This window comes from Longimicrobiales bacterium (assembly GCA_029245345.1).
Classification (GTDB): Bacteria; Gemmatimonadota; Gemmatimonadetes; order Longimicrobiales; family Gaopeijiaceae; genus CALFPJ01.
Window position 1 is genome coordinate 149,671 of sequence record JAQWPM010000022.1, and the last position, 12,456, is coordinate 162,126.

The following is a 12,456-nucleotide window of genomic DNA, read 5'->3' on the forward strand; positions in this document are numbered from 1 at the left end:
CCCATGAAACGACGAGACTTCACGCGACTGAGCGCTGCCGCGCTCACCGGCCTCACCGTACCGCACCCGCTCTGGGCAGCTGGCGGAGGGCATGAGCAACAGAGCCTCTCCATCGATCCCAGTCGGCTCACCGAACGCATGCGCACCCTCGCCTCCTTCGGACAAAACGACGCTGGGGGTATCGACCGGGTCGCCTTCAGCGACGCCAACCTCGAAGCACTCGACTGGGTCTCAGGCCTCCTGGGAGAAGCGGGTTTCTACACGCACGTGGACGTCGCCGGCAACTTAATTGGCCGAAAGGCCGGCACTAACAACACCCTCCTTCCTCTGATCTTCGGATCACACATCGACTCGGTACCGGGCGGCGGCAACTTCGACGGACAAGTCGGCTCCATGGGGTCGGTCGAAGTCGCCACGGTACTCGCTTCGGCAGGCCACACGACCCGGCACCCCATTCAGGTGGCCATCTTTTCCAATGAGGAGGGTGGAAAGACGGGGAGTCGCGCGCTTGCCGGAGAGGTAGAGCCGTTCGAGCTCGAGATTCAGACCGCGTCCGGTTACACAATCGGAGAAGGTCTGCGCCGTCTGGGGGGCGACCCCGACCGACTGGCTGAGGTACGTCGGGGCGAGGGGTCACACACAGCGTTCCTAGAACTCCATATCGAACAGGGTGCGGTCATGGACACCGATGGCTACGACATCGGTGTTGTGGAAGGCATCGTCGGCATCATGCGCTGGAACGTCACGGTGCGCGGCGCAACGAATCACGCGGGCACAACCCCGATGGACCGCCGCTCGGACGCCATGGTAGGAGCCGCCCGTTTCATTGATCTCGCCCATCGCACGGCACGTGAGATGCCGGGCCGACAGGTCGCAACGGTGGGTCGACTCGAGGCCGAACCGGGTGCGCCTAATGTGATTCCAGGCCTGGTACGCATGACGCTCGAGATCCGCGACCTGACGATGAACGGCATTCAAAACACGTTCGATTCGATTCGGTTGGGAGTAGACTCGGTCGCCGACGAGAGCTCAGTTTCATTTTCGTTCGAGCGTTTCTACACCAGCCGCGCCGCTCCCACCGACGAACGAATTCGCGACATCATCCAGAACGAGTCCTCGTCTCTCGGCTTGGATGCCCGACGCATGCCGTCAGGTGCCGGACACGACGCTCAAAGCATGGCTTTGCTCGGACCGGTCGGAATGATCTTCGTGCCATCGATCGCCGGTATCAGCCACGCCCCTGAAGAGCATACCGCGGACGAGGACATCGCGAACGGAACGCAAGTCCTCTTACGGACCTTGCTGGCCTTGGACGAGCGCGGTCTCTAACAGACGGGCTGCTCTCGTCTAACCACCCTCGTCGAACACAAAGAGCGAGTGCCCCAGCACACGGTACGGCACCCGATCTCTCAACGCTGCAAACGGGTCCCGCCCCTGCAAATACGTCCCGTGCAGATTCGTCGCCGAAACTACGGTGAAGCGCGGGGACTCCTCCGCACCGGATGTTCGGACCATGGGCAAGCGAAAAAAGCTCGGCAGTGCAACGTATTCGATTCCGTACGCCTCCGGAGGCACACTCCCAAAGTAGGAGAGCCAGACGCTCTGAACCCCCTCTTCTTCCATGAAGGCGCGGAGCTCGAGCAGTCCTTGGCCCCAATCGAGGTTGGAGTCCACCAGGGCACGATGAGCGTTGTCTCGCCCTCCAGCCCACACGCTCGAGTATGCAAGGAAATGCGGGTACACGGTCAGCACCGACACCGCCTGCAGCACAACCAGAGTCGGGATCGTCAGGCGAGCGAATCGGGTCCAGCCGCGACGTAGGTCTGCGACACCCACCGCAGCGACGACCGACAGCAGCACGACCGCCGGGAGGGCGTAGCGGAAGCCCGCGTTCAAGTCCGACCGCATCAAAAAGGCCCCGAAGACGAGCACCCCGACGACCGCGGATCGGCCTCGCCACTCCAGCGCCGCGGCGACCGAACGCCCACCCTTGTGCCATCGCCAGCCCAGAGCGGCAACCGCGATTCCCGTTGCCGCCTGGAAAGCCACTGAAGTCTTGAAGAAGAAGGCCACCGGGAAATAGTACCACCACCCATTGGCGTTGGTCTGTCCGAGCAAATAGGCAGGGGCTTCATGGCCACCGGAGGCGTGCAGCACGGTACGCCAGAAGTTGAAACGAAGCAGCGTGAGCGCGGGGTCTCCCCGGTACAGAAGGACCATCGCCACGTAGGTCGCGACTGCGCCCACACCGAGCGACACCGCTACATCCTTCCTCCATCCGGCGTCCCCGCGCCGCCCCCATGCCTCCATACCAAGCAGTATCACGAAGATCGGCCCGAGTGCGAGCGCACTCAGCTTCATGCCGAACGTTGCCGTGACCGCCAGCGCCGCGATTGACGCACTCATAGGTGAAGGCTTCCTGACCGCGACGTCCAAAGCCCATACGGCAAAGAGGAAGGCGGCAGCGAGCGGAAGGTCATTGTACGCGACCCCGCCATGGGCCATCACATCAGGAATCAGCGCCGTAAAGATGCCTGCCAACACACCCGCAACAGGTCCGGCGATCCAAAGACCAAACAGCCCGGTGCCCAGAACCACGATCGCGGCAGCACCAGACGCCACGAGCCTGGCTCGTCCGAGAACCGCATCGCGATCGTTGTTCATCCCAAAGAACAGCAAGCGGGCGTAGTTCCAGCGCTGATCGAAGTCCCAAGCCCGATCCTCCGGCGGAAACGCCTCAACCGCACCCCTCGCCGCGAGTCCATACGCATACATCGCGAGGGGTGGCTGGTCGGTGACCATGTCCCACCGGCCTTGCTCCAGACCTCGCACGCCGCCCGCCACCAGAATGATCTCGTCGAACGTGGCCGACGTCCGACCTGCGGCGAGACGGGTCAGCACCCCGGTCATCAGCGCCACCGCACAGATGACAACCACCGCGGTACGTCGTGTCAGGCCCACGTCAGGTGGTGACCGCCCTTGGGTCGTTCACACGCTGAAGCAATGCCAACCCTAGTATGAAGAGCACACTAATCGCTGCGACGGCGAGACGCTGGTTGCCGCCCGTGGTCACCGCGATGTAGCCGAACACAAACGGGCCGATCATCGAGGAACTCTTACCACACAGCGCATAGAAGCCGAACATCTCAGCCTCTTTCCCTTCCGGAATCAACGCGGCCATGAAAGCGCGACTGGCGGCCTGCACCGAGCCTAACCCGAATCCTGCTATGAACGCGAGGGCAGCGAACCACACCTTCGAATCCGGGATGAAGTAGAGGCCCACCGCGACCAGCGTCCACAGGACGAGGACTCCGCTGATGACCTTCTTCGGCCCAATACGATCGGTCGGCTTCGCGAGTGAGAACGCGCCGATCAAAGCGAAAATCTGTAGGCCGATGTACAGATAGATCCGTTCGTTGTCCGTATACCCGAACGTGGTCGAGGCCACCGTGCTCGACATGTAGATCGCCGTGAGCACTCCATCGATATAGAAGAAGAACGCGAGCAGGAATCGACTCAGCTCCTTCTCCTTGAGCACCTCGCCAACGATCTGGCGGAAGCCCGTGATTCCCCACACGGCTGCGCGCCCGACCGACATGTCCCCCTCCTCATCCTTGGGTAGGAACAAGAAGGACGGGATCGAGAAGACGATGAAGAAGAGCGCGACCATCACCCAGACCAGATCGACACTGGTCGCGATAAGCGGAATGGCGAGGAGAAGGCCGAGAGCCGATCCCACGTAGCCGATCCCAAAACCCAGCCCCGACACCCACCCCTGTTTTTCTGGCGGCGCGATGTCCGGGAGATATGCGTTGTAGAACACTAGGCAACCCTCGAAGCCCACGTTGGCAAAGACGAACACCACAAAGCCCCACGCCACCATGCCGGGGCCCAGCGTCGTGAAGAGTGCAACCCCGGTGACGCAAATCATCACGTAAAACGCCAGGAAACGCTTCCGCAGGCCGGCCCTGTCGGCAATCGCGCCCAACACCGGAGAAGTCACGGCCACAATCAAAGCAGAGAGCGAGACGGCTCGGCCCCACCACCAGTCGCCCATGCTGTCCGCGTTGCCGACCACGGTCTCGATGTAGAACACCTGGAAGACGACGCTGATGACGACGGCCGGGTAGACCGAATTGGCAAAATCGAAGAGCGCCCAGGCGCCGACCTGCTTCTTGTTCAAGCGAGCTCCCGCTCAGAGGGTCATGGGTCGCTCGACTCTAGCGACCGGTCACACCGCGTACCAGAGGACCGCGAAGAAATGACAGACCGAACCTGCCAGCACGAAGAGGTGCCAAATCAGGTGGCTGTATGGCAGCTGCTTCGCGAGATAGAAGCCTGCTCCGGCGGTATAGAATAGGCCACCGGCCACCAGCCAAAGCAGGCCTTCGACCGGCATATTGGCCATCACCGGCCGAACCGCGATGACCACCAGCCAACCCATGACCACGTACATAGCAGTCGACAGCCGAGGATAACCCGCACCGGCTTTGAGCTTCGTGCCAATTCCGATGACCGCGGCGCCCCAAACGATTCCGAACAGGGTCCATCCCCAGGCCCCGGCCAAAACCCCCAGAGTGAAGGGCGTGTAGGTACCTGCGATGAGCAGATAGATCGCCGAGTGGTCGAAAATCTGCAGGCGATCCTTCACGGGACCGACAGGGGTCGCGTGCAACCACGTGGAGGCGAGATACAGCAGGATCATCGACGCACCAAAGACGCTGCTCGCAACGATGTCGGCCGGGCCTCCATTGCGAACTGCAGCTACCACAAGAATCGGCGTCGCGGCCAAGGCCCCGAGTAGGCCAATCCCATGGCTCACGGCATTCGCGACCTCTTCCCGTTGGCTCTGAGGTGCCCCCTGAATCAACACTGCGGCCCTGCGATTCGTCATGTTGTCTTCTCGGCTTCTCAGCGATTAGGACTCCACCAATTTGTGCAGGTTGCGCCCCTCCCGCACCGCAGCGAATCTGACCACGTCATCCTACACCTGAACACCTAAAACCACTTCTCATGAATCGACTCGCCGGAAAACGCGTCCTCATTACAGGTGCCTCCGCCGGAATCGGCGAGGCCTGCGCTCGGTCCCTTGCTTCGCACGGAGCTCACCTCCTTCTCTCGGCGAGACGCCTCGAGAAGGTCGAAGCCCTCGCGACCGCGTTGAGAGAGGAATACGGCGTTGAAGCCCATGCGGCCGCCGTGGACGTCGCCGACAAGCAGGTCGTCACGGATTACGTGGCCAACCTCGTGTCAGAAGGCCTCGTCCCCGACGTTCTTATCAACAACGCTGGGAAAGCCCGCGGCTTCGACAAGTTGCACGAGGGATCGCTGGACGACTGGGACGACATGATCGACACAAACGTAAAAGGACTCCTCTATATGTCCCGCGCGATCATCCCCCTCATGGTGGAACGCGACTCCGGCCACATCATCAACATCGGGAGCATTGCCGGGAGATGGGTCTACCCAAAGGGCGCAGTCTACAATGCGACGAAGTTCGCGGTCTGGGCTCTGAACGAAGGCATGAACATCGACCTCGCTGGGACGGCACTCCGCGTTTCGAGCGTGGACCCCGGCCTTACGGAGACGGAGTTCAGCGAGGTGCGTTTCGACGGAGACACGGCGCGGGCGAGCAGTGTGTACTCGGACACCAAACCTCTTGCTGCCGAGGACATCGCTGACGCCGTCTATTACGTCGCCAACACTCCGGCACACGTCGACGTGATCAATCTCGTGATCATGCCGACGGTCCAGCGGCACGCGATGATTCTGCAGCGGGACGGCTGACCGAGGACTCTTCTCAGCGGGGTTAGCTTCTCGCGATGAAATCGCAGTCTTCCCCCTATGTGGTGGTCTTCACGCTCTGGCTGCTCGTCTTCTCATCGGCGGGCCAGACGATGATCATCTCGCCGATTCTTCCTCAGATCGGCGACGACCTCTCCATTGCGGACGCGGTGCTCGGCACCCTCGTGACGGCGTACTCTCTGATGGTCGGGCTGTTCGCGATTCTCTCGGGCCCCATATCCGACAAGTTTGGACGGCGCCGCATTCTTCTCATCGGGTGCGGCACGATGGCCGTCGCGCTCGGCCTCCATGCCTTCGTAGACAGTTACATCACGTTCCTGGCTGTTCGGGTCTTCGCGGGTATGGCGGGCGGTATGCTGAGCGGGGCAGCGGTCTCTTACATCGGGGACTATTTTCCATACGACCGGCGTGGCTGGGCCACGGGTTGGGTCATGAGTGGGGCAGCCTTCGGACAGATCTTCGGCATCCCGATGGGAATCCTCATGGCGGATCGGTGGGGCTTCCGGGCGCCGTTCTATCTGTTCGGCGTCACGATGGCTCTCACCGTCTTTCTCATCTACTTCCGGATCCCCCAGCCGGACGTACCCCGATCCGAAAACCCTCTGACCGTCCGCAAAGCCGCTTCTGACTATTGGGCCATGCTCCGTCGCCCTGAAGTGGCTTGGGCAGCGGTCGCGTACTTCGTCATGTTCTTCGGTGTGGCGGTCTTCGTGATCTATCTGCCCACTTGGCTGGAGCGGGAAATCGGGGCCACCGGCAACCAGATCGCTCTGATGTTTCTGGTCGGGGGAATCGCCAACGTTCTGACGGGGCCTCAGATCGGAAAGCTGTCAGACAAGATCGGTCGAAAGAGGATCATCTTGCTGGCCTGTGTCGGTCTTTCCGTCCTGACGCTCCTCACGGTCAAGATCGTGACCACGGTGCTGGCCGCCTACGTGTTCTTCTTCTTCACGATGGTCCTCGTAGCCATGCGGATCAGCCCGTTCTCGGCGCTCCTGACCGCCCTAGTAGAAGACGAACGTCGCGGCTCGCTCATGAGTCTTGCCGTGGCCCTCGGCCAACTCGGCTTCGCCCTTGGAGGTGCCGTGTCCGGTCCCATCTTCGCGAAGGTCGGGTTCGGTGCCAATACGGCGATCGGGGCGGTCTTTGTCCTCGCGATGGGCCTGGTGGTGTGGTTCTTCATTCCCGAGCCCCCGCCAACACAGAACCGCTTAGCACGGGGCTGACCAACACCCTGCCCCTGTCGCGGCCCTACGGTCTCCTTATCTTTTTCGGCCCCAGACATTTCTTAAGCGCCCTCGTTCGAGGACCCTGTGAGCCCCGACCCTGCCAAGACATACCGCGTCCTCCTCGTAGAGGACGCCTTCGACCAGGCTCTGCTGGTGAAAGCGTTCTTGTCGAGCACGGGCGACTACGAGGTTACGCACAGCCAAGACGGCGATCACGCGGTCGAACTCCTGCACTCACAGGAGTGGGACATCGTCATCACCGACCTCGATCTGCCGGGCACGGACGGATTCGAGGTGATTCGCCGGGCGCGCGCGAAGAGTGTAGACCTTCCGGTGCTGGCCACAACGGGGTACACGGGTTCGGAGTTCCACGAGCAGGCGCATCGTGACGGTGCGAACGACCTCCTTACGAAGCCGCTCGACAAGGAAGAATTCCTGACGCACGTCGCAGTCCTCGTCGGCTCATCCGATCCCGAGGTTGCAGCATCAACGGCGATCCTAGCGATCGGCGGGCTGGCCGGTGACGTCGAGATAGCGTGCGGCGGCACCTTGATGCAGGTGGCGTCACGGGGGCAGACGGCAGTCGTCGTTCCGCTCTGCAACGATGAACTCGATGCGCAGGGACTCGGCCTGAAAGCGTCCAAACAAGCGTGCGATTCGATGGAGGGCCAACTCGTCATCGACAAAGCGGCGTTGGACGATGGCCATCCGGCTCGTATCGAGGCGCTCCGAGTGGCCCAGTCCGTGACGGGCCCCGTTGAGCGTGTGCCTGAGTATCAGACTACCACCACTGGACTCGACCTTAAGCCGACTCATTTCGTAAAAATCGGACGGCAGATGGCGCTCAAGAATAAAGCATTGGCGACCTTCGGAGTCGCCGTATCCGGCCGTATGGACCGTACGCCCGTCATGTCAGAGGCGTACGCCCGGTACTGGGGGCGCTACCAGCAGTTCATGGAAGTCGAAGCCTTCGAAATCATCAAAGGGAAGATCTAGAGCGTGCTCGAATTCGAACGCGACATCGTCGAGATTCAAGGACAAATCGACAAACTCAACGACCTGGCGGCCCGCAAAGGCATCGACGTTTCGGACGAGGTGGTTGTGCTTCAGCGCAAGCTGAGTGATCTGCGAATCGACACGTACGCGAACCTCGTGCCCATGGACCAGGTGTTGGTCGCTCGTCACCCCAAACGCCCCTACACGCTGGACTACATTGGCCGGGCGTTTACAGACTGGATCGAGCTCCACGGAGATCGGTCCTTTCGGGACGACGAGGCCATCGTGGGTGGCTGGGCCCGACTGAAAGGCCGCACGGTGATGATCATTGGGCAACAGAAGGGCCGGGACATGAAGGCCAACCTGAAGCGCAACTTCGGCATGCCCCACCCCGAGGGGTATCGGAAGGCGCTCCGACTCATGCGTCAGGCTGAGAAGTTCGGACGGCCGATCGTCACCTTCATCGACACACCCGGAGCCTACCCGGGCATCGGTTCGGAAGAACGGGGAATCGGTGAGGCCATCGCATTCAACCTCCGCGAAATGTCTCGACTGAGAGTGCCTATAGTTTCGGCAGTCCTGGGAGAAGGAATGTCGGGTGGGGCCCTCGGCATCGGTGTGACGGATCGCATCTTGATGATGGAGCATTCCATCTACTCCGTGATTTCTCCAGAAGGGTGCGCAGCGATCCTATGGCGCTCTGCGGAGCACCGTAAAAAGGCCGCAACCGCTCTGCGCCTAACCGCCACAGACCTTGTGGAAGCCGGCGTATGTGACGAGATCGTCGCTGAACCTGCTGGCGGCGCTCATTCGGACTGGGACACAGCGGCGTCCAATTTGGAGGGAGCCCTCGATCGCCACATCGGAGAGTTGAGCGAGTTGTCCACCGACGCCTTGCTCGAGGCCCGCTGGGCGAAGTACGAGGGCATCGGCTCCTTCAGGGAAGCCTAGGGGCCGCGACCATGACCGGCTTCGCAGAGATCAGCTTCAAGGGCACGCGTAAGGAGTACTACGCATACAGCTCATTGGAGCTGCTTCCCGGCCAACACGTCATTGTCGAAGCCGACCGCGGTGAAGACCTCGGAGAGGTGACCGCCACCGGCGCGATCGCCGAGCGGAAGTGTTCTTCTTCGAACGGCGGTTGTGCCACGCCGGCTCCGGAGAAGAAGGTCATGCGCCTTGCGCGAAAGGACGAAGTGTCGCGAGCTGGGGCTCTACGCTCGGACGAGGACCGTGTGCGGGCGGAAACGCGCAAGCTGGTCACCAAGCATAAGCTCAAAATGAAGGTGACAGAGGCGGAATGGCAGTTCGATCGCAACAAGCTGATCATCTACTTCACCGCCGAGAAAAGAGTCGATTTCCGCGAACTGGTCCGAGACCTCGCTCGCAGCTTTCGCGCCCGCATAGAGCTCAAACAAATCGGGGTTCGAGACGAAGCCGCCTTGCTGGGCGGAGTCGGCCGGTGCGGTCGCGAGTTATGCTGCTCCACGTGGCTCCCGGAACTGAAGCCAGTGAGTCTCCAGTTGGCAAAGGACCAGCGGCTCTCGCTGAACCCGTCCCAGATCAGTGGCTGCTGCGGTCGACTCATGTGCTGCTTGATGTACGAGCACCGCACCTACGTGGAAGCCAGGCGGCGCTTCCCCCGAGAGGGAAAGAAGATCCGCACGGGCCAGGGAGAGGAACGTGTCATCCACATCGACATCTGGCGTGACACCGTCTCGCTTCGAGACGAAGAAGGCGAACGCCGCATAATCACCCTTGACGAGCTGAAAGCCGAACTCGGCCATAGACCGAAGGACCCATCGTGACCGAGCAGAACCGCCGCTATCTCACGACGCCGATCTACTATGCGTCGGGGGATCCCCACATCGGACACGCGTACACGACCATCCTTGCGGATGTGCTCGCGCGTTTCTCGCGGCAGAACGGCGCCGATGTGTTGTTCCTCACAGGGACAGACGAGCACGGTCCCAAGATCCAGGACGAGGCAGCACAGCGCGAGATGACTCCGCTCGAGTTGTGCGACATCATGGCCGCGGGTTTCTCTGCAGCCTGGGATCGGCTCGACATCTCCCACGATCGGTTCATCCGAACCACCGAAGACGGGCACAAGGCGGTCGTGACCGCCTTCCTCGAGCGCCTGTGGGAACGCGGACAGATCTACGAGGGCCAATACAGCGGCTGGTACTGCATCCATGAGGAACGGTACTGGACTGAGAAGGACCTCGGCCCCGAGAATGCCTGCCCCGATTGTGGTCGGCCAACTCAGTATCTCGAGGAGAAGAACTACTTCTTCAAGATGAGCGAGTACCAGGAGCGCTTGCTCGCGCATATCGAGGCGAACCCGGAGTGGATCGTTCCTGAAGAGCGAAAGAACGAGATCGTGGGATTCCTCCAACAGCCGCTGGGGGATCTCTCTATCTCCCGCCCAAAGTCGCGGGTGGGATGGGGTATCACGCTCCCGTTCGACGATGAGCACGTCGCCTACGTCTGGGTAGACGCGCTCATCAATTACCTGACGGCATCCGGCGCTATCGATCCGAGTGCCGCACCCGACGAGCGGGGCTTCGACGACGTGGCCGAGTCATGGTGGCCCTGTGACCTGCACCTAGTCGGGAAAGACATCATCACCACCCACGCTGTGTACTGGCCTACGCTACTCATGGGGGTGGGACTCCCGGTGCCCAGGCAGATCCTCGCCCATGGCTGGTGGGTCGTCGGGGACACCAAAATGTCCAAGTCGCTAGGAAACGTGATTGACCCGATGGCACTCACCGACGAGTTCGGCTCTGATGCGGTCCGGTGGTATTTGCTCAGAGAAATGCCAACCGGGTCGGACGCATCGTACACGCCGGAGCGCTTCATGACGCGCTACGAGGAGCTCCAGAAGGTTCTCGGAAACCTGGCGTCCCGCGTGATATCCATGATCGGCAAGTACCGAAATGGGGTCGTCCCAGAGGCTGCAGGAGATGGGATGGCGAAAGAGACCGCTCAAACGTTTCAGGCCGCACGTGACGCGATGGCTCGCTACAAAGTCCATGACGCGTTGAGTGCAGCCATGGAACTCGCCCGCTCTGCCAACGGATACGTGGACGAACGCCAGCCGTGGTCGCAGGCCAAGGATCCAGCAGCGTCCGGGGACCTAGACGAAACGCTCGCGACGCTGGCTCATGTCCTCGTAGCCCTATGCGCGCTCTTTCAGCCGGTCGCACCTGAACAAATGTCGAAATTGGCCCGTAGACTTGGTCTAGATGGGATCCCGACACTCGACGAAGCGCTCGCGATTCGGATGGCGGGAGCCACGGTGGAAAAGGGAGAGGGGCTTTTCCCTCGGATCGAGCCCTCTTGGGCGAAGGATCAAACTTGACGGTGTATTTGTGACCCTTCTACCTTTCCTTCCTGTAGACTCCCAGCACGACCTGTACTTGTGACCCGTTACCCAGGCGCTAGATGACCGGAGATCGTTGGACCTTCCTCGTCGTTCGCGGCGAAGGCAGTCCTGTCCGGCAGTACTCACTCTCATCGCGTGTGCTTCGCTGGGCAATCGGCGGGAGTGCTGTGATGGCGTTGGTATTGGTAGGGGCGGCGTTCACGGTCCTTTTCGATGGGTATACGCGGCTCAGTGCCCGTAATCTCGAAACGCGTAATGAATCGCTTCGCGCGGAGCTTCAGCGGTTCCAGAGTCGGGTAGACGGTCTTGAGTCCACGCTCGGCGCGGTGGCAGACAACGACGCACGCTTCCGTAGCATCGCGGGCCTCGAATCGATTGACCCGGAAGTCATGCAGGCTGGTGTCGGCGGTCCGGGACTCGGCACACCCGAGACCTACCCGCTCTGGTCGGTCGACTCGACGGCATCGAAGACGGCCTTCGCGGTCTCGTACGACCTCAACGCCCTCGAGCGACGTGCCAAACTCCTCTCCGAGAGCCTCTCGGAAGCCACGGACTCGGTACTGGCGCATCGCGACTTGCTGGAATCGACACCGTCGATCCTGCCCACGGCGGGTTGGATCAGCAGCAGCTATTCCGAATCTCGCATGCATCCCATCCATAACCGGCCGCTCCCGCATCCGGGCCTGGACATTTCAGCAATCAAGGGCACATCGATCTTGGCTGCCGCGAAGGGTCGCGTGATCCGTTCTGGATGGGTCGTGGGTTACGGACTCACGATCGAGATCGACCACGGATACGGGTATACGACGCTCTACGGTCATTCTTCGCAGCTCGTGGCCCAGCGCGGCCAGGAAGTAAGGCGTGGCGACATAATCGCTCAGGTCGGCAGCACAGGGATCGCGACCTCGGCACACCTCCATTACGAGGTGCACATGAACGGTGTCGCTCAGAACCCGGCGAACTTCATCCTACCAGATCAGGTACGAAACTGATCGACCTGACACGGCTCGCAGTCCTAAGGCGCCCTCGGGCGCC

At 61.4% G+C, this 12,456-nt stretch carries 11 protein-coding genes; 8 read left to right on the plus strand and 3 right to left on the minus strand.

The features are described 5' to 3' along the window. Window positions 1-3: 3 nt before the first annotated feature. Window positions 4-1,329: a Zn-dependent hydrolase gene (locus P8L30_14845; GenBank protein MDG2241480.1), complete on the plus strand. Its 1,326-nt coding sequence runs from the start codon at window positions 4-6 to the stop codon at window positions 1,327-1,329. 18 nt (window positions 1,330-1,347) lie between these two features. Here the strand turns inward: P8L30_14845 and P8L30_14850 are convergent, their stop codons facing one another. From P8L30_14850 to P8L30_14860, 3 genes are read right to left on the minus strand one after another with little or no spacing between them, the layout of a single operon-like run. Next, window positions 1,348-2,937, minus strand: coding sequence for a hypothetical protein (locus P8L30_14850; GenBank protein ID MDG2241481.1), 1,590 nt, complete (start codon window positions 2,935-2,937; stop codon window positions 1,348-1,350). 25 nt (window positions 2,938-2,962) lie between these two features. Beyond that, a complete protein-coding gene (locus P8L30_14855) occupies window positions 2,963-4,183 on the minus strand; it encodes an MFS transporter (protein MDG2241482.1) in 1,221 nt (406 codons plus the stop codon). A 48-nt stretch (window positions 4,184-4,231) separates the two neighbouring features. Continuing rightward, the gene (locus P8L30_14860; GenBank protein ID MDG2241483.1) at window positions 4,232-4,894 is read right to left on the minus strand and encodes a hemolysin III family protein; all 663 of its coding nucleotides are present in this window, start codon (window positions 4,892-4,894) and stop codon (window positions 4,232-4,234) included. Between the two features lie 119 nt (window positions 4,895-5,013). On the opposite strand from P8L30_14860, the gene P8L30_14865 reads away from it, so the two are divergent. The 7 genes from P8L30_14865 (at window position 5,014) to P8L30_14895 (ending at window position 12,413) form a co-directional block, all read left to right on the plus strand. Continuing rightward, entirely contained in the window at window positions 5,014-5,787 is a 774-nt protein-coding gene (locus P8L30_14865) for an SDR family NAD(P)-dependent oxidoreductase (GenBank protein MDG2241484.1), read from the plus strand. 35 nt (window positions 5,788-5,822) lie between these two features. Continuing rightward, window positions 5,823-7,031, plus strand: coding sequence for an MFS transporter (locus P8L30_14870; GenBank protein MDG2241485.1), 1,209 nt, complete (start codon window positions 5,823-5,825; stop codon window positions 7,029-7,031). An 87-nt stretch (window positions 7,032-7,118) separates the two neighbouring features. Next, complete coding sequence (locus P8L30_14875; protein MDG2241486.1) at window positions 7,119-8,030, plus strand: response regulator; 912 nt, start codon at window positions 7,119-7,121, stop codon at window positions 8,028-8,030. 3 nt (window positions 8,031-8,033) lie between these two features. Next, a complete protein-coding gene (locus P8L30_14880) occupies window positions 8,034-8,981 on the plus strand; it encodes an acetyl-CoA carboxylase carboxyltransferase subunit alpha (GenBank protein ID MDG2241487.1) in 948 nt (315 codons plus the stop codon). Between the two features lie 11 nt (window positions 8,982-8,992). Then, window positions 8,993-9,838, plus strand: coding sequence for a regulatory iron-sulfur-containing complex subunit RicT (gene ricT, locus P8L30_14885; GenBank protein MDG2241488.1), 846 nt, complete (start codon window positions 8,993-8,995; stop codon window positions 9,836-9,838). Next, on the plus strand, window positions 9,835-11,397 hold the full coding sequence (metG, locus tag P8L30_14890; protein MDG2241489.1) for a methionine--tRNA ligase: 1,563 nt from the start codon (window positions 9,835-9,837) through the stop codon (window positions 11,395-11,397). Before ricT ends, metG begins: the two co-directional genes overlap by 4 nt. An 83-nt stretch (window positions 11,398-11,480) precedes the next feature. Continuing rightward, the gene (locus tag P8L30_14895; GenBank protein ID MDG2241490.1) at window positions 11,481-12,413 is read left to right on the plus strand and encodes a M23 family metallopeptidase; all 933 of its coding nucleotides are present in this window, start codon (window positions 11,481-11,483) and stop codon (window positions 12,411-12,413) included. Window positions 12,414-12,456: the final 43 nt, after the last annotated feature.

What these genes read in the sequence shown, in the direction of transcription:
- P8L30_14870 (MDG2241485.1), top strand. Translation starts at nt 5,823, where the DNA reads ATGAAATCGCAGTCTTCCCCCTATGTGGTGGTCTTCACGCTCTGGCTG.
- P8L30_14865 (MDG2241484.1), top strand. Translation starts at nt 5,014, where the DNA reads ATGAATCGACTCGCCGGAAAACGCGTCCTCATTACAGGTGCCTCCGCC.
- P8L30_14845 (MDG2241480.1), top strand. Translation starts at nt 4, where the DNA reads ATGAAACGACGAGACTTCACGCGACTGAGCGCTGCCGCGCTCACCGGC.
- P8L30_14860 (MDG2241483.1), bottom strand. Translation starts at nt 4,894, where the DNA reads ATGACGAATCGCAGGGCCGCAGTGTTGATTCAGGGGGCACCTCAGAGC.
- P8L30_14895 (MDG2241490.1), top strand. Translation starts at nt 11,481, where the DNA reads ATGACCGGAGATCGTTGGACCTTCCTCGTCGTTCGCGGCGAAGGCAGT.
- ricT (MDG2241488.1), top strand. Translation starts at nt 8,993, where the DNA reads ATGACCGGCTTCGCAGAGATCAGCTTCAAGGGCACGCGTAAGGAGTAC.